Annotated in this window: 16 protein-coding genes; 14 read left to right on the forward strand and 2 right to left on the reverse strand. The window is 68.0% G+C overall.

From position 1 onward, the window contains the following. Window positions 1–261: 261 nt before the first annotated feature. Genes pilM through aroQ form a run of 9 tightly spaced genes read left to right on the forward strand, consistent with a single transcriptional unit; the run spans window position 262 to window position 8,423 of the window. The gene (gene pilM, locus M3498_15870) at window positions 262–1,443 is read left to right on the forward strand and encodes a type IV pilus assembly protein PilM (GenBank protein ID MDQ3460756.1); all 1,182 of its coding nucleotides are present in this window, start codon (window positions 262–264) and stop codon (window positions 1,441–1,443) included. Further along, a complete protein-coding gene (locus M3498_15875) occupies window positions 1,436–2,056 on the forward strand; it encodes a hypothetical protein (protein ID MDQ3460757.1) in 621 nt (206 codons plus the stop codon). Before pilM ends, M3498_15875 begins: the two co-directional genes overlap by 8 nt. After that, complete coding sequence (gene pilO, locus M3498_15880) at window positions 2,056–2,688, forward strand: type 4a pilus biogenesis protein PilO (protein ID MDQ3460758.1); 633 nt, start codon at window positions 2,056–2,058, stop codon at window positions 2,686–2,688. Before M3498_15875 ends, pilO begins: the two co-directional genes overlap by 1 nt. After that, the gene (locus M3498_15885; GenBank protein ID MDQ3460759.1) at window positions 2,688–3,719 is read left to right on the forward strand and encodes a hypothetical protein; all 1,032 of its coding nucleotides are present in this window, start codon (window positions 2,688–2,690) and stop codon (window positions 3,717–3,719) included. Before pilO ends, M3498_15885 begins: the two co-directional genes overlap by 1 nt. Window positions 3,720–3,721: 2 nt before the next feature. Next, entirely contained in the window at window positions 3,722–5,092 is a 1,371-nt protein-coding gene (locus tag M3498_15890; protein ID MDQ3460760.1) for a hypothetical protein, read from the forward strand. A gap of 57 nt (window positions 5,093–5,149) precedes the next feature. After that, window positions 5,150–6,304 (forward strand): chorismate synthase, encoded by a 1,155-nt coding sequence (gene aroC, locus M3498_15895; protein MDQ3460761.1) that lies wholly within the window; start codon window positions 5,150–5,152, stop codon window positions 6,302–6,304. An 11-nt stretch (window positions 6,305–6,315) separates the two neighbouring features. After that, window positions 6,316–6,885, forward strand: a complete 570-nt coding sequence (locus M3498_15900; GenBank protein ID MDQ3460762.1) for a shikimate kinase — start codon at window positions 6,316–6,318, stop codon at window positions 6,883–6,885. Between the two features lie 14 nt (window positions 6,886–6,899). Further along, on the forward strand, window positions 6,900–7,955 hold the full coding sequence (gene aroB, locus M3498_15905; GenBank protein MDQ3460763.1) for a 3-dehydroquinate synthase: 1,056 nt from the start codon (window positions 6,900–6,902) through the stop codon (window positions 7,953–7,955). Between the two features lie 24 nt (window positions 7,956–7,979). Beyond that, the gene (gene aroQ, locus M3498_15910; GenBank protein MDQ3460764.1) at window positions 7,980–8,423 is read left to right on the forward strand and encodes a type II 3-dehydroquinate dehydratase; all 444 of its coding nucleotides are present in this window, start codon (window positions 7,980–7,982) and stop codon (window positions 8,421–8,423) included. Window positions 8,424–8,697: 274 nt separating this feature from the next. On the opposite strand, the gene M3498_15915 is transcribed toward aroQ, so the two are convergent. Both M3498_15915 and M3498_15920 read right to left on the reverse strand, forming a co-directional pair. Continuing rightward, a complete protein-coding gene (locus tag M3498_15915) occupies window positions 8,698–10,377 on the reverse strand; it encodes a long-chain fatty acid--CoA ligase (protein MDQ3460765.1) in 1,680 nt (559 codons plus the stop codon). Window positions 10,378–10,450: 73 nt separating this feature from the next. Then, window positions 10,451–12,529 (reverse strand): 3-hydroxyacyl-CoA dehydrogenase NAD-binding domain-containing protein, encoded by a 2,079-nt coding sequence (locus M3498_15920; GenBank protein MDQ3460766.1) that lies wholly within the window; start codon window positions 12,527–12,529, stop codon window positions 10,451–10,453. A 161-nt stretch (window positions 12,530–12,690) separates the two neighbouring features. On the opposite strand from M3498_15920, the gene M3498_15925 reads away from it, so the two are divergent. From M3498_15925 to M3498_15945, 5 genes are all read left to right on the forward strand, one after another. Further along, window positions 12,691–13,767, forward strand: coding sequence for an NADH:flavin oxidoreductase/NADH oxidase (locus tag M3498_15925; GenBank protein ID MDQ3460767.1), 1,077 nt, complete (start codon window positions 12,691–12,693; stop codon window positions 13,765–13,767). 114 nt (window positions 13,768–13,881) lie between these two features. Next, on the forward strand, window positions 13,882–14,502 hold the full coding sequence (locus M3498_15930; protein ID MDQ3460768.1) for a deoxynucleoside kinase: 621 nt from the start codon (window positions 13,882–13,884) through the stop codon (window positions 14,500–14,502). Beyond that, a complete protein-coding gene (locus M3498_15935) occupies window positions 14,499–15,992 on the forward strand; it encodes a UDP-N-acetylmuramoyl-L-alanyl-D-glutamate--2,6-diaminopimelate ligase (GenBank protein ID MDQ3460769.1) in 1,494 nt (497 codons plus the stop codon). The genes M3498_15930 and M3498_15935 overlap by 4 nt, the downstream gene beginning before the upstream one ends. Window positions 15,993–16,019: 27 nt before the next feature. Beyond that, window positions 16,020–16,457 (forward strand): DUF86 domain-containing protein, encoded by a 438-nt coding sequence (locus M3498_15940; GenBank protein ID MDQ3460770.1) that lies wholly within the window; start codon window positions 16,020–16,022, stop codon window positions 16,455–16,457. Further along, a partial coding sequence (locus M3498_15945) for a thymidine phosphorylase (protein MDQ3460771.1) occupies window positions 16,444–17,448 on the forward strand: 1,005 nt, incomplete at its 3' end. The genes M3498_15940 and M3498_15945, both read left to right, overlap by 14 nt.

Genomic DNA, 17,448 nt, shown 5'->3' on the forward strand with positions numbered 1-17,448 from the left:
TTTTTTGAAGCCTTGGAGCGTATATAGCAGCGCGAGCAAGGGGTCTTAAGCGCTCTTTCCGGTCAAGCGCGTATCGAGACCTCTTTTGTTCGACAGCCAAACCCTTTATAGTGATAGTAGGATAAGGGAATAGGGGCTTTTGGGTTTGTCCGCGTCGATTCAAACTATAGAAGTGGCTTCTGAAAGCCGTCTTGGCAGGTCTTTGTGGGACCTTACCCTCAAAAGAGCCAAGGGCAAAAGAGCCGAGCGAGAAGGAATGGCATGACTGGGCGTAGCAAAGCCTCGCGCTTTTTTAATCCTCGAGCCGACGCGGCCGGGCTGGAGATCGGCACCAGTTCGCTCAAGGTCGTCAGTCTAAAGGCCGGAAAGCCGCCGCGCCTGCTGGCCCTGGGCAGCCGGCCGATGCCGCCGGGCCTCATCCAGGACGACCAGGTCACCGATCCGCAGGGCCTGGCCGCGGAGATCAAGAGGCTGTTCGCGGAGGTCGGCGTCAGGAAGCGCCCTGTCGTCACCGCGGTCGCCAACCGCAGCGCCATCACCCGCCACATCAGCCTGCCCAAGATGAGCCTGCGCGAGCTGGGCGAGGCCGTCAAGTGGGAGGCGGAGCGCTACATCCCCTTTCCCCTCGACGAGGTCATCCTCGACTACTACGTCCTCGACAACCCCAAGGACGTTCCCGAGGGCGGCCAGCTCGAGGTGCTCATCGCCGCCGCCCGCACCGACCTGGTCATGCAGCAGCTCGACTGCCTCAAGCTGGCCGGGCTCGAGCCGGTGGTGGTGGACATCAAGCCCTTCGCGCTCCTCCGCGCGCTGCGCGGCGCGCTCCTGGGCGCACACCTGAGCAAGAGCACGCTGGTGGGCCAGCGCTACACCGAAGAGGGCGAGGTCGGGGTGGTCCTGGAGGTTGCCGCCAGCGACACCACCATCACGCTGGTACGCGGCGAGCGCGTCTTGATGAACCGCACCATCGGCGTCTCCGGTGACGACTTCACCGCCGCCGTGCAGCGCGCCCTCGGCCTCTCTTTCGACGAAGCCGAAGAGGTCAAACTGAACTACGGCGTCGTCGCCCTGCCCGCCGAGGACGAAGAGGCGCTCAACTTCGACGCCAAACACGAGCAGTTCAGCCCCAGCCGCGTCTACGAGGCGCTCCGACCGGTCCTGGTCGACCTCACCACCGAGATCCGCCGCAGCCTCGAGTTCTACCAAAGTCAAGCGGGTAACGCCGACATCAGCCGCGTATTGGTCACGGGCGGCGCCGCCAAGCTGCGCGGTCTGCCCGAAGCCATCGGCGACACGCTCGGCTTCAAGGTCGAGTTGGGCGACCCCTGGCTGAGCACCCTCGTCGACGAGAGCCGCTTCGACAGCCAGTTCCTGCGGCGGGTGGGGCCGGAGTTCGGGGTGCCGCTGGGCCTGGCGCTCAGGGGGGTGGGCGCCAGTGGTTGACATCAACCTCCTGCCCAAGAACCAGCGCCGCTCCAAGGAGCCGGTCACCTGGCGGCTCATCACCGCGCTCGTGCCGCTCATGATCTTGACCGGCGCCGCCCTTATGCAGCTGCAGGCGCAGGAGACCGAGAGGCAGCTCGAGGGGGACCGCGCCCTAAGGCAGCTCAGGCTCGACAGCCTGCGCGAGGACCTGGCCGTCCAGCACGACTTGCAGGAGAGGCAGCGGCAACTGAACGAGCTCATGGCCATCGCCGCGAGCCTCCGTGACCGGCGCATCATCTGGTCGGACGAGTTCTACGCCATGCTGGAGACTCTGCCCGGCCCCGACACCCAGGGCCAGCCGCGGCTGGCTTTCAGCTCGCTGGTGATGCAACCCCTCAGCCAGAGCGAACGCGAAGCGCGCGTTTCGGACAGCAGCTACGACGGCGCCGAGCCCTTGGCCGAGATGTCGATCCAGGGTGTCGCGGTGAGCACGCAGGTGCTGTCGGACTACATCGCCGCCTTGCAGAACTCGCCGTCCTTTGGCGTGGCCTTCAACAGCACCTCACGCCAAGAGGACTCGAGCATGTACGACTTCACCATGACCATCGGCGCGCTGGCGGAGGGCCGCTGATGCTGCGCTCGTTCAGCCTCAGGAGGGGACGCGACCTCGCCATCCTCGCCGTGGTCCTGAGCCTGGTCGCCGGCCTGCTGTGGTGGACCTATCTGTACAGCCCCGTCCAGGAGCGGATCACGGTGCTCGAGAACGAGATCGCGCGCCTGGAGAGCGAGATCGCGCTCGGCGAGAGGGCCAGGGCCGACCTGCCCGCCCTGCGCGGGGCCGTTGCGCAGCTCGAGCGGGAACGCCTCGCCTTTTTGGCCCAGCTGCCGCACGAGAGCGAGATCGCCGAGCTCATCGTGCTCCTCCAGAACGCCGCGGGCCGCTCGGAGGTGGTCATCCAGGGCATCAACCGCACGAGCGGAACGCACACCGATATCGTCGGCGTGAGACCCATCGACTTTAGCCTGAGCACGGGCGGCACCTACACGCAGCTCATGGACTTTTTGCAGGAGGTCGAAGCCCTGCAGCGCTTTACCCTGATCAATCAGGTAGGCCTGTCGCTGGTCAGCGGCGACGAGTACAGCGATCCCGCGCTGAGCGGCAACATCGCCTTTACCGCCTACGTCTTCGTCGGCGAGGACCCAGGCGACCAGCCCCTGGGCGACCAGCCTCCGGACGGCCAGCCCTTAGGGAGCCAACCCTGATGTCGCTCGAGCTCAAGCGTCTCCTGAGTCTCCTCTTCGTCACGGTGGCGGCCTGGGTCTGGGCCAACACCACCAGCCCTTACGCCGAGATGAGCCTCTCCACCGTCAGCGCCCAAGCGCCCGCAGCGGAGGAAGCCCCTGCCGAGGAGGCCGAAGACCCGGAGGCCGAAGACCCGGAGGCTGAGGCTCAAGAACCCGCCCCCGCGCCGGTCCAAGCACAAGACGACCTGCCGGCGAGCGCCCGCGAGCTGCGCATCGCCACCCTGCCCTTTCTGGTCACCGAGGAGCCGGTCATCGAGGAGGAGGCGCTCCCGCTTCCCCAAGGGGCCAGGGTGACCGTCAATCCCTTTGCGCCCATCGTGAGACCGCCGGCAGACAGCCCCGAGGCCGTTCCCACGCCCGCAACCGTGTCGCCGGTCCCGGTGACTCCGCCCGCGGCGGTGGACGTGCCCGTTCGCCCGCCCGAAGGCGCGCTGCAACCCCCGCCTCTCCCTGCTGGCGTGGCGGCCTTGCCCGTTGTTCCCGAGGCACCGGCCATGAGCCGCCTGCCCCGGGCCGTGCCCAGCGCGACCCTGCCCGCCGCGCCCACCCTCTTGCAGCAGCAACGCGACGGGAACGGGATCGCAGGGGCGCCGCCCCCGCAATCTCGCGCCGATCTGGCGGCGCGCGTGGCCACCGCCCTGCCCGAGGGCGCGCGAAACGCTATCCCGGCTGAGCGCCTGCCGGAAGCCGCGACGGCGATGGCCAGGGTGAGCGAGCCCACGCCCCTGCTCAGGCCTCGAGGCGCGGACGGCGCGGACGGCCCTGCCTCGCTGCGGAACTACCTGCTCGAGCACGAGGTCGCCTACGCGGGCTCGGTTCTCGGCCCCGTCGGCGTGGGCATCTTCCGCACCAACAGCGGCACGGTCGTCGTCGCGCTCGGGCAGACCCTGCCGCGGAGCGACATCGTCGTAACATATGTCGACGGCCGGCAGGCCGAGCTCAGCCTGGCAGACAGCAAAGAAACTCTCCCGATCGACCCTGGGCGGTGACCATGACAAGACGCACCCTCCCGAACCTGTTTGCCTCTGTGCTCATCTCCGCGCTCGTCAGCATGGGCGTGTTCGCGTGGGCGCAGCTCGCCCCGCTGCCGGGCGACGCGCGCTTCGACGCGCCCGTCACCCTGCAGACCGGCTTCGCGGGCGTTTCGCTGCGCGAGGCCGTGCTGGCCCTGGCCACTTCGGTGGGCCTCTCCGCCATCGTCGACGATGTTCCCGCCGACGCCGTGATCACCTACAATATCCAGAGCAAGCCCTTTCGCCAGGTCTGGAACCTGGTTCTCAGCCTGAACAACCTCGACTACGCTCTTCTTGAAAATGATCTCGTGGTCGTTGGTACGGCTGAAACCATGGCCCGCCTCAGTGGTAGGGACCCGGTAAGGCTTGAGCAACGCATCTACAGGCTCTCCAATGCGCGCGCGGTAAGCACGGGTGAAGGACCGGAAGCGATCTCAGGCGTGGCTGATATATTGCGGCAAACGCTTGGTCTAGCTACCGGCCCCGATGCTCAGCAAGCCACACCGCCAGAAGGTGAGACCCAAACCCGGCTGGTAAATATAGCCGCCGACCCTCGGACCAACAGCATTATCGTCACCGCGCCTGCCGCGGTACAGGAGCAAATCGTTGCTTTGCTCCCCGAACTAGACAGGGCTGAGCCTCAGGTGAATGTGCAGGTTCGCATTCAGGAAATGTCCACTTCGGCAGCAGCCGATCTTGGTATCAATCTCAATGCCGGTATCGGAAGCTTTGCGGCAACCGTTTTAGAAGGCGGCTTGAACTTTGTCTTCAACCCTCAAAGTGCCCTGACCGGCCTCAACCTCGGTGCGGTTCTCAACACCCTCGAGCGCCAAGGTTTGTCCCGTCGGGTAGATGACAGCACCATCACCGTCATCAACAACGCGCCCCTTCATGAAGGAAACGTGGTAACCACGCCCGACATCAACATCCCCCCCGGTTTTGCCGTGCTCCAGTCGGGTGGCCAGCTCACCGTCAGCATCCCCAATCCGGGTGCCGATCCCATCTTGCGGGAGCTTGATTACGGTGTATCGGTAGGTATTCGTCCAAGAATCGGCGCTGATGGCAGAATCATTCTCGAGGTCATTGCCGCGGTCAGGGAACTGGTTACTCCGCCGACAGACGCCGAACTGATCGATCGCTCGAACCGGGAGATAAGAACTATCGTCACCCTGGAACCAGGACAGTCGGTTGTGCTCGGAGGATTGCTGCAAAACTCTTTTTTGGAAAATATCGCAGGCGTTCCCGTGCTCAGCTCCATTCCCCTTATCGGAGGGCTGTTTAGAACCGCGTCCACTGAAGAGACAAATTCGGAGCTTTTTATTATTCTTACCGCCAACATTCTCGAGTAGCCTCCAATCCGACCCCGCCCCACGCGGGGTCTTTTTTGATCATGCTAGGCTAGCAGGATGCTCAGGTATCTCTCCGCCGGCGAATCTCACGGTCCCGCCCTGACGGTCCTGCTCGACGGCGTCCCCGCCGGGCTCACGCTCGTCGCGGCAGACCACATCGACCCCTGGCTGAGGCGCCGCCAGGGCGGCTACGGCCGCGGGCGGCGCATGGTCATCGAGACCGACTCCGCCGCGATCATGGCCGGGGTGCGCGCCGGGCGCACCACGGGGGCGCCGCTGGCCCTACAGATCGAGAACAAGGACTGGCGCAACTGGAGCGAAGTAATGTCGCCCGAGCCCGGCAACGAGCCGCGCAAAAAGGCGCTCACCGGCGCGCGGCCGGGCCACGTGGACTTAGCGGGCGGCATCAAGTACGGCCACAAGGACCTGCGCGACGTCTTGGAGCGCGCCTCGGCTCGCGAGACGGCCAGCCGGGTGGCGGCGGGCGCGGTGGCCCTGCGGCTCCTGGACAGCGTCGGCGTCGAGGGCTGTGCCCGCGTGGTCAGCATGGCCGGGCTGCCCTGCGACGGCGGCATGGACTGGGAGGGGCTGAGCGCGCTCGACGAGAGCCCCATCCGCACCTTTGACAAGGCGGCCGAGGCAGCGGTCATCGCCCGCATCGACGAGGCCAAGAAGGGGGGCGACACCCTGGGCGGCGTCATCGAGGCGCGCTTTCGCGGGGTGCCCATCGGCCTCGGCTCGCACACCCAGTGGGACCGCAAGTTGGACGGCCGCCTCGCCCAGGCGGCCATGAGCATCCAGGCGATGAAGGGCGTCGAGATCGGCGACGGCTGGACTGGCGCCACCCTGCCGGGCAGCCAGGTCCACGACGCCATCTACCGGGGCGACGCAGGCTACTACCGCAAGACCAACCGCTCGGGCGGGTTGGAAGCGGGCATCACCAACGGCGAGGAGCTGGTGGTGCGGGCCGCGATGAAGCCCATCGCCACCCTGATGAAGCCGCTAGCGACCGTGGACGTGGTCAGCCACCAGGTCGCCGACGCCGCCCGCGAACGTTCGGACACCACGGCGGTACCCGCGGCCTCTATCGTCCTGCTGGCGATGACCTCGCTCGTCTTGGCCGACGCGATGATGGAGAAGTTCGGCGCGGACACCATGAGCGAGATCACCGAGCGCGTGGCGGCGCACCGAGACCACAGCCGGCGCTTCTAGGGATGCTTGCCATGCACCGCCACCTGCTCGAGCACCGCGCCGTCACCTGGGTGGCCCTGGCCGGCTTCATGGGCACCGGCAAGAGCCGCATCGGCTGGGAGCTGTCGCGGCGCCTTAGCCTCAACTTTATCGATACCGACAGGGTCATCGAGCGGGTGAGCTGCATGAGGACGACCGAGATCTTCGAGCTCTACGGCGAGGCGGTCTTTCGCGACTACGAGACCGAGATCGTCCGGCGCAGCGTGCGCCTGGACGAGGTGGTGGTCTCGACCGGCGGCGGCACGGCCGTGCGCGAGGAGAACCGCCGCATCTTGAGGGGCCGGGGGCCGGTGGTGGTCCTCACCGCCTCGCCGGAGACCATCTACCGCCGCACCCGGCGCCACAAGCGGCCCCTTTTGGAGATCGGCAACCCGATCGAGCGCATCTGCGAGCTGATGAGCGCGCGACAAGCAGCCTACGACGAGGTGGCCTCGTTTTCGGTCTCGACCGACGGCCGCGACTCGGCCGACGTGGTCGAGGACATCGTCCAGAGGCTCGAGTGGTGGGCACGCGTGAGGCAGGGTCATGAGGCAGGGTCATGAGGCTTGAGGTCCAGGTGAAGCCTCCCTACCCCGTCCTCATCGGCAGCGGCCTGGCGGAGACGGTCGCGAGGGCGGTGTCGGCCGACCGGGTAGCGCTCATCACCGACAGTACCGTCGGGCCGCTGCACGCCCCGGCGGTCGAGAGCGCGCTCGGCCGGGCGGGCAAGGCCGTGAAACGTTACACGGTCGCGCCCGGTGAGGACAGCAAGACCCTGGAGGTCTTCGGTGGGCTCCTGCGCGCCATGGCCCAAGACGGCTTTGACCGCAAGGCGGCCGTCCTGGCCCTGGGCGGCGGGGTGGTCGGCGACCTGGCGGGCTTCGTGGCGGCCTCGTTCATGCGCGGGCTGGCCTTCTACAACCTGCCCACCAGCCTCTTGGCGATGGTGGACGCCGGCGTGGGCGGCAAGACCGGCGTCAACTTGCCCGAGGGCAAAAACCTGGTCGGCGCCTTCTGGCAGCCCCAGGCGGTCTTTATAGACATCGGCCTGCTCGCCACCCTGCCTGTGCGCGAGTTCAGGCAGGGGGCGGTGGAGCACTTCAAGCACGGCCTCCTGGACGACCCCGGCATCCTGGAAACGATAAGCCATCCCGACTTCGCCCCGGGCGGCGACCCCAGCTTTCTGGAGGAGGCCATCGGCTGCTCGGTGGCGGTAAAGGCTCGAGTAGTGGCCACGGACGAGCGCGAGGCGGGCGTGCGCGCCCACCTCAACCTGGGCCACAGCTTGGCCCACGCGCTCGAGGCTGGGAGCGGGCGTCGGCCCGGCCGACGTCTGGGCCACGGCGACGCGGTCGGCTACGGGCTGCTCTTCGCCCTCAAGCTCTCGGCCTTGCGCGGCATGGCCGACGAGACGGCCCGCGCCCTGGGCTTCTTGAGCTGGCTGGGGCCCGAGCCTCTGGGCGCACTCGAGCTGGCCGACCTGAAGCCCTACCTGGCCCGCGACAAGAAGGTGGCCGCGGGCAGCTTGCGCTGGGTCTTGCTGAGGCGCCTGGGCGAGCCCGTCCTGGCCGGCGACATCAGCGACGAGGAGCTGGAGGCGGCCTGGACGTTTCTTCGGGAAGTGACAGGGTGAAGGTGACAAGGTGGTGGTGACAGGGTGATTCTGGTCTTGAACGGTCCCAACCTCAACCTGCTTGGCAAGCGCGAGCCGGAGATCTACGGCGCGCAGACCTTGGAGGACCTGGAGGCGCAGTGCCAGGGCTGGGGCGCGGAAGTGGGCCTGCCCGTCGTCTGCCGCCAGAGCAACTACGAGGGCCAGCTCATCGACTGGCTTCACCGCGGCGAGGAGGAGGGCGCCTGGGGCGTGGTCCTCAATCCCGGCGGGCTCACCCACAGCTCGGTCGCCCTGCGCGACGCCGTCGCCGGCATCCCTCTGCCGGTGGTCGAGGTCCACCTCTCCAACGTCTATGCGCGCGAGCCTTTCCGCCACCATAGCTATCTCTCGGCCGTCTGCCGGGGCACCATCAGCGGGCTCGGCTTAGGGGGCTACGCCGCCGCCATCCGCTACCTGGCGACTTGCAGCTTGGCCGCTGACGCCTAAGGCCAGACGCCAGCGGCAGCGGATATGGGATATCCCGCCTGGTACGGCTCGACAAGCAGGAGGCTCCTATGCAGTCCACCCGGCTCACCTTCAAGAACGCCCAGGGCAAGACGCTCACCGCCCGGCTCGACCTGCCGGTAGACGGCGCGCCCGTCGCCTATGCGCTCTTCGCCCACCTCTTTGGCCGGGACGCTGGAGCGGCAAGGATCATCAGCCGGACCCTGACCGGCGAGGGGCTCGCCGTCTTGTGCTTCGACATTGCCGGGCTCGAGCCTCAGGCCGGCAGGCTCTTGGCGCGCTCCTTTTCCTCCTCGGCGAGGCGGCGGCGCAAGATCTTGCCGATGAGCGTCTTGGGTAAGGAGTCGCGGAATTCCACGAACTTGGGCACCTTGAAGGCCGCCAGGCTCTCGCGGCAAAAGGCGATGAGTTCCTCTTCCGTGACCGCGGCGGCCGCCTTCTTTACCACAAAGGCCTTGACGGTCTCGCCCCGGTAGAGGTCGGGCACGCCGATCACCGCCGCCTCCTGCACGGCCGGGTGCCCGTAGAGCACCTCCTCGACCTCGCGCGGGTAGACGTTGAAGCCGCCGCAGATGATCAGGTCCTTTTTGCGATCGCGGATGTAGAAGTAGCCGTCCTCGTCGCGAGTGGCCATGTCGCCGGTGTAGAGCCAGCCACCTCGCACCGTCGCCGCCGTCTCCTCGGGTCGCCCCCAGTAGCTCATCATCACGTTGGGGCCCCTGACGACGAGCTCGCCGACCTCGCCGTGCGGCAGTTCGTCGCCCTCGGCGTCGACGATTTTGGCCTCGACGTTCGGCAGGGGCAGGCCGATCGAGCCCGTCACGCTGCGGCCGGTGAGCGGGTTGGAGTGCGTCACCGGGCTCGCCTCGGTGAGGCCGTAGCCCTCGACGAGCTGGGCGCCGCTGAGCGCCTCGAAGCGCTCCTTGACCTCACGGGGCAAGGCGGCCGCGCCCGAGATGCAGGAGCGGATGCTCTTGAGGTCGTAGCTTGCGACCCCCGGGAAGTTGTTGATGGCCACGTACATGGTGGGCACGCCGGGAAAGATGGTCGGCTTGTGCTTGTGGATGGCCGCTAAGACGGCCTTGGTCTCGAAGCGCGGCAGCAGAATCATCTTGGCGGCGCTCTCGACGGCCAGACCTAGACCTACGCTCATGCCGTAGACGTGAAAAAAGGGGATGACCAGCAGGAAGGTCTCCTGAGCCTCCCTCAGCTCGCTGTTCCAGGCGCGGAGCATCGTGACATTGGCGACGATGTTGCGGTTAGAGAGCATGGCGGCCTTGGGCGCGCCGGTGGTGCCGCCGGTGTACTGGAGGAGCGCCAGGTCGTCGGCCTGGACCTGGGGGGGCTCGCCTCGAGCCGCGGCGCCGGCCAGCAGCCTCTTGAAGGGGTGGACGTGCGCGGCCGGTTTGACCGTCACCCACTCCCGCTTGGCCCGGGCGAGCAGCGGGTAGAGCAGGTTCTTGGGCGCGGGCAAGAAGTCCTGCACGCCGGTGACGATCACCCGCTTGACGGGAACCTCGCCGGCCACCTCGTCGTAAACCGGCATGAAGCGGTCGAGCAGGATAAGCGTCTCGGCGCCCGAGTCCTGGAGCTGGCCGCGCAGCTCTCGAGCGGTGTAGAGCGGGTTGACGTTGACGATCACGGCGCCCGCGCGGTTGACCGCGAAAAAGCCGATGACCATCTGCGGGAGGTTGGGCAGCATCAGGGCCACCCGGTCGCCCTTCCTTACGCCCAGGTCGCGCAGGGCGGCGGCCAGACGGTTCACCGCCGCGCCGAGCTCGCCGTAGCTCATGGTGTAACCCATGAAGTCGAGGGCGGGCCTGTCCGCGTGTGCTGAGGCTGTCTTCTCGAGCAGGCTGTAAATGGGCGCGCCAGGAACCTCTACCGTCCGCGGGACGGCCGCCGGATAGTGCTTGAACCAGTCGAACTCGGCCACCGTAAACCTCCAGAAATCAAAGCTAGAAATCAAAGCTAGAAATCAAAGCTTTTGAATCTTCGATCCTCAATTTTTACTTGCCTTCAAACCTCGGCTCCCGCTTCTGCATAAAGGCGGTCACACCCTCCATCACGTCGGCCGTGGTCGCCAACCCGGCCAGCGCTTCGACCTCGCCGCCGATGGCCTCCTCCAAAGACGGCTGGGTAAGGTTTAGGATCGCTTGCGCCGAGAGCGGGGCGCGGCTGGCGATGTGCTCCGCTAAGCGCTGGGCCTCGGGCAGGACCTCGTCGTCGTGAACCACCCGGTTGACCAGCCCCTGACGCCAGGCCTCTGGCGCCGTCACCGGCAGGCCGGTCAGCATCATCTCGAGCGCCCGCGCCCGGCCGATAAGGGCGGGCAGGCGCTGGGTGCCGCCCCAGGCGGGCAGGATGCCCAAGCTGATCTCCGGCAGGGCGAAGCGCGCCGAGGCACCCGCCACGCGCAGGTCGCAGGCCAGCGCGAGCTCGAGGCCGCCGCCAAAGGCCACCCCGGCCACGGCGGCGATGACGGGCTTGGGAAAGCGATCGAGCCGGTTGAAGAGCGCCTGTCCCTCGCGGACGCTCTCCTTGAGGGCCGCTGGGCCGCCCGCGAAGGCCTGGCCGAACTCGCTCACGTCGGCCCCCGCCGTGAACAGGCCGAGGCCGGCGGCGGCGACGATCAGCGCCCGCACCCCCTCGTCCTCCTCGAGCGCGTCCAGGAGCTCGCCCAAGCGCTTCATCATCCCCTTCGAGAGCGCGTTCACCGGCGGGTGGTCGAGGATGAGCGCGGCGACGTGACCCTTGCGCTCGAGGTGAATGCCCGGTGCCTCTCCCCGGTGGCGCCGGGCTCCCTCGCCGGTCAACCCGTAGGCGTGAAAGCCGCGGCCGGCCGCCTCGCCCGTCAGCCCCGCCCGGACCCGCTGGGCGAGGAGCGGCGCGGGCCTAAAGGCCTCGCCGTAGCGGGCCCGGTAAGCCTCGAGGCCCTCTAACACCTTGTCCAAACCAAGGCGGTCGGCGGTCGCCAAGGGCCCGATGCGCTCGCCCTTGTAGCTGTAGCCCGTCCCCGCCATCATGCCGATGTCCACATCGCGGGCGCTGGCGACGCCCTCGCCCGCGACGTAGGCCGCCTCGTTGATGAGGCGGAGCATGACGCGCCCTATGTCGTAGCGTCCGCCCTCGGGCGGCGGGGTCTCGGCGCGGACCTTATCGAGCAGGCTGTCTAGCGCGGGCACCTCCTTATGCTCATCCCCATCACCGCGCTCACCCCCATCACCGCGCTCATCCCCATCACCACTGTGCTCGTAGAAGCCCACCCCCGCCTTCTGGCCCAGCCTCCCCGCCGCCACCATCTCGGGGATCAGCATGTTGGGCCGCATCCGCTCGCCGTAGGCCGCCGCCATCGTCTCGCCGACGTGCAGAGACACGTCGAGGCCGACCATATCGGCGAGCGCGAGCGGGCCCATCGGCATACCCCAAGCCCGAGCGTCCTCGTCGATGGTCCGGGCGTCGGCCAGGCCCTCGAGCAGGACGTTCACGGCCTCGAGGCTGTAGGGCGTCAGGATGCGGTTGACCAGAAAGCCCCTGGAGTCCTTGACCCGCACCGGCAGCTTGCGGAGCGTTTGGGCGAACTCGAGCAGCGCCAGAACCGTCTCCTCGCTCGTCTGGGGCGCGTAGATCACCTCGACGAGCTTCATCACCTGGACCGGGTTGAAGAAGTGCAGGCCCGCCACCCGCTCGGGCCGCGAGGTCGCCGACGCCATCTCGGTGACCGACAACGAGCTGGTGTTGCTGGCGAGGATGGCCGCGGGCTTGACGCGCGCGTCCAGTTCGCCGAAGACCCGCTTTTTGAGTTCCATCACCTCGGGCACCGCCTCGATGACCAGGTCGGCGTCGGCCAAAAGATCGTAGTCGAGCGTCGGTGTGATCAAGGCCATCTTGGCCGCCACCTCCGCCTCGTTCATCTTGCCCTTCTTGACCTGGCCGCCGTAGACCCGGCGCGCCTGCGCCACGCCGAGCTCGAGCGCGCCCTGGTCCACGTCCTTCATGACCACTTCATAGCCGGCGTAGGACAGCAGTTGGGCGATGCCTCCGCCCATAGTGCCCGCCCCGACGACCGCGAGTTTGCGAATCTCCATAGCGCCTCCTCGAAATTTAGACTCAGCCTAAGATTTTTTGGCGAGGGCGTCAAGCCGCAGGACCTCCGCAAGACCAAGGACTCCCGCAAGCCCCCCGCAAGCTCCAAGATCAAGGTAACCTGCGCCCAGGCGCCCACCTGCCCGGCGCGGTAGAAAGGTCCATGACCTCGAGCCTCTTCTCTCCCCTCAGCCTGCGCGGCCTGACCCTCCGCAACCGCGTCGCCGTCTCGCCGATGTGCCAGTACTCGAGCACGGACGGCTTCGCCGGCGACTGGCACCTCGTCCACCTGGGCGCCCGCGCCTCGGGCGGGGCGGCGCTGGTGGTCGCCGAGGCCACCGCCGTCGAGGCCCGCGGGCGCATCTCCCCCGAGGACCTGGGCCTCTGGAAGGACGAGCACATTCCCGGTATGCAGCGCATCGCCGGCTTCATCTCGTCGCAGGGCGCGCTGCCCGGCGTCCAGCTCGCCCACGCCGGGCGCAAGGCCAGCACGCCGCGCCCCTGGGAGCCGCGCCGGCTTTTGAGCGAGGCCGAGGGCGGCTGGGGGGTGGTGAGCGCCACGGACCGCGCCTTTATGGACGGCTATCCGCTGCCGCGCCGGCTGATGGCGGACGAGCTTCCCGGTGTCGTCGCGGCCTTTGTCCAGGCGACGCTGCGAGCGCGAGAGGCTGGCTTCAAGGTCGTCGAGATCCACGCCGCCCACGGCTACTTGCTGCACCAGTTTCTGTCGCCGCTGGTCAACGATCGGGACGACCGCTACGGCGGCTCGTTCGAGAACCGCGTCCGGCTCACTCTCGAGGTGACGGCGGCGGTGCGCGATGCTTGGCCCGACGAGCTGCCGCTCTTCGTGCGCCTGTCGGCCTTGGACTGGCTGGAGGGCGGCTGGACGGTGGACGACTCGGTGGCGCTCGCCCGCAGGCTCAAGGAGCTGGGCGTGGACCTGGTCGACTGCTCCTCGGGCGGCGCCGTGCCCGGCGCCAGGATTCTTGTGGCGCCGGATTACCAGGTTCCCTTTGCCGAAAGGCTGCGTCGTGAGGCCGGCATCATGACCGGCGCGGTCGGCATGATCACCGAGCCCGAGCAGGCCGACGCCGTCATCCGCACTGGCAGGGCCGACCTGGTCTTCCTGGCGAGGGCGCTGTTGCGCGAGCCGCACTGGCCGCTCATGGCCGCGCACAGGCTGGGTGAGGGCGCGCGGGCTCCCTGGCCGGTGCAGTACGAGCGCGCCAAACCCGCTTAGAGCGCGGCACGGTAGGGGTATACTCGGCCTGGGCCGGAGGGCCCGGGAGGTCGTTTTGTCCACCATCGTTGCCTTGATTTTCAACCTTCAGTCCTTTCCGCCCACGAAGGCCGCGTGTTTCTAGCCATCGCCGGCAACATCGGCGTGGGCAAGTCGAGCCTGACCCGGATTCTTTCGGAGCGCTACGCGCTGACGCCGGTCTACGAGGCGGTGGACGAAAACCCCTACCTCGAGGACTTCTATAAGGACATGCATAAGTACGCCTTTCACTCGCAGATGTTCTTCCTCTCGGCCCGCCTGGATCAACACCTGCGCGTGGTCAACCACAACCCCAGGGTCATCCAGGACCGCACCGTCTTTGAAGATGCCGCCGTCTTTGCCCGCAACCTCTTTAGTGAAGGCGTGATGGACGCGCGCGACTACCTCTCCTACTGCCGCATGTACGAGGCGGTGGCCCAGGCGCTGCGCCCGCCCGACCTGCTTATTTACCTGCGCGCCGGCCTGCCGACCCTGCGCGCGCGCATCAAAGGGCGCGGTCGGGCCTTTGAAGCCGGCATCGAAGATGGCTACCTGCTCAGGCTGAACTCCCTCTACGACGCTTGGATAGACGCCTACACGCTCTCCGACAAGGTCGTCGTCGAGGCCGACAGGCTCGACTACGTGGGCCGCTCGGAGGACCTGGCAGGGCTCCTGGCAGGGCTCGAGCGCCGCGGCCTCAGCGTACCCATGCTATGAGGCTGCGCGAGCTCATCCGCGAAGCTCTCGGGCTGAACGCGGAGGGCCTGCCGGACCCCCTGGTCCGGGGCGTGGCGCAGGACTCGAGGCGGATAGAACCCGGCTTCGTCTTCGTGGCCCGGCGCGGGGCCTGGCAGGACGGCCATACCTTCATCCCCGAGGCGCTGAGGCGGGGAGCCATCGCCATCGTCGGCGCGGCGGATGAGGCGGAGCGGCGGGCGCTGGACTGGCCTGGGCTCATCCCTTATCTTCAGGTCGAGGACGACAAAGGAGCGCTCGCCAGGCTGGCGGCCGCCTTTCACGGGCGGCCCGCGGAGCGCCTCACCGTGGTCGGCGTGACCGGCACCGACGGCAAGACGACGACCGCCACGATGCTGCACTGGCTTCTTTCGGCGGCTTACCCCTGCGGCCTCTTATCCACGGCGGGCTGCAAGATCGCCGAAGAGGCGGTCAAGCTGCCGGGCCACTTCACCACCCCCGAGGCGCCCGAGGTGCAGGGCCTGCTGGCGCGCTTTTTGGACGCGGGCTGCCTGTACGCGGTCCTCGAGTCTAGTTCGCACGGCTTCGCGCAGCGTCGCCTGGACGAGGTCTCCTACGACATCGGCGTCCTCACCAACTTAAGCCCCGAGCACCTCGACTACCACGGCTCCTTTGCAGCCTACCGGGACGCCAAGGCCGAACTCTTCAGGCGGGCGCGGCGCGCCGTCTTGAACGCCGACGACCCCAGCCTGGCCTACTTCGCCTCCCAGGCCGAGGAGGTGATCCGCTACGCCGTGGACGGAGGCGAGGCCGAGTGGCGGGCCCTGGAGGTGAGGGCGGCGGCGGGCAGGCTCGAGTGGCGGCTCGTCGTCGAGACGGCGGAGGGTAGGCTGGAGGCGCCCGCCCGCTTGCCCATGATCGGCCGTTACAACGTCCATAACGCCTTGGCCGCGCTGGCTGGCGCGCACGCCCTGGGGCTCGACCTGCACCTCCTCGTCGACCGGCTGGCTAGCTTTCCCGGCGTGCCGGGCCGGATGCAGGTGGTGCAAACCGAGCCCTTTGCGGTGGTGGTGGACTTCGCCCACACCGCGCCCGCGCTCGAGAAGGCGCTGGCGGTGTTGCGCGCGGGGGCCAAGAGGCTCATCGTGGTGGTGGGCGCGGCGGGCGAGCGCGACCCCGGCAAACGCGCGCCGCTGGGCGAAGCGGCCGCGCGCTGCGCCGACTTCGCTCTCTTCACCGAGGAGGACCACCGCTCGGAAAGCCTGGAGCTCATCCTGGCGAGGCTGGCCGAGGGCGCACGGGGGGCGGGCGGCGAGGAGGGCAGGACGTTCCTGCGCGTTCCCGACCGGCGCGAGGCCATCCGTCAGGCCGTCGGCATGGCCAGGGAGGGCGACGTCGTGCTCTTAGCGGGCAAGGGCCACGAGGACAGCCTCGAGCGCTCAGGCGAGGTGCTCGAGTGGGACGAGGTGGAGGAGGCGCGTCGAGCGCTCGCCGGTGTTTGGGCCAGGTGACCGTAAGAAAACGCCTCGGCGAGTAGAATGAGCCATCATGACCCCTACCTTTTCACCCCACGAGGACCGCGGCCGATGAAGCTCGAGCCCGAACTGCTCGACAACCTGCGGCTGATCCTAGCCACCATCACCAAGGCCGAGGGCTTCGTCGCGGGGCTGGACTATCCCGCCTTTGCCCACGACGACAAGACCAACTTCGCGACGGTCCGGGCCATCAAGGTAATCAGCGAGGCCGCGCAGCGCGTGCCCCGGGTCGTCAGCGAGCGCTACCCGGCGATTCGCTGGCAGGGCCTGGCCGGGCTCTACGACAGCCTGGTGGCCGAGGACCTGTCGGTGGACTTAGAAGCCGTCTGGAAGACGGTCCACGAGCGGCTACCACAGGTCGAGCCGGCGCTGGCGCAAGCGCTTACGGAGCTTTTAGCGGAGCAGGCAGGGCAGCAAACGGGCCAAGATGCGCGCGGTTGACCTCATCGCCCAAAAGCGCGACGGCCACAGGCACACGAAGGAAGACCTCGAGGCCTTTGTCGGCGGCTACGTGGCGGGCGAGATCCCCGACTACCAGGTCTCGGCCTGGCTCATGGCCGTCATGTGGCGGGGCATGACGCCGGAGGAGACGGCGGACCTGACCGAGGTGATGGCGCGCTCGGGGGACATGCTCGAGCTGTCCAGCCTGCCCCACACCGTCGACAAGCACTCGACGGGCGGCGTCGGCGACAAGACCAGCCTGGTCTTAGCGCCGCTCCTGGCCGCCTGCGGCGCCACCGTCGCCAAGATGAGCGGGCGCGGCCTGGGCCATACCGGCGGCACGGTGGATAAGTTGGCGAGCATCCCCGGCTTCCGCGCGGTCTTGGACGAGGCGGCTTTCTTGCGCCAGGCGCGCGAGGTGGGCGTGGTCGTCACCGGGCAGTCGAAGAACCTCGCCCCCGCCGACGGCCTCCTCTACGCGCTCAGAGACGCCACCGCCACCGTCCCTTCGCTGCCGCTCATCGCCGCCTCGATCATGAGCAAGAAGCTGGCGGGCGGCGCAGAGGCCATCGTCTTGGACGTCAAGGTCGGCAGCGGCGCCTTTATGAAGACCGTGGGCGAGGCGCGGGCGCTGGCGCGCGCCATGGTGGACATCGGTGAACGCCACGGCCGCAGGATGCGCGCCGTCCTGAGCAGCATGGAGAGGCCCCTGGGCCGCGCCGTCGGCAACGCCCTCGAGGTCAAGGAGGCGGTGGCCTGCCTGCGGGGCGAGGGTCCGGCGGATGTGGAGGCGCTCACGGTGACCTTGGCGCGCGAGGTGCTCGGCGCCTCGGGGCTCGAGTTCAGCCCGGGGGCGCTCAGGGAAAAACTCAAGAATGGCGAGGCGCTCGCCAAGTTTGGAAGCTGGGTGGCGGCGCAAGGCGGCGACGTGGCCGCACTGGGCGCGCTCGAGATCGCGCCGGGCGAGCACGTCCTGCGCGCCGCGGAGGAC

It is taken from the genome of Deinococcota bacterium (assembly GCA_030858465.1).
Classification (GTDB): domain Bacteria; phylum Deinococcota; class Deinococci; order Deinococcales; family Trueperaceae; genus JALZLY01.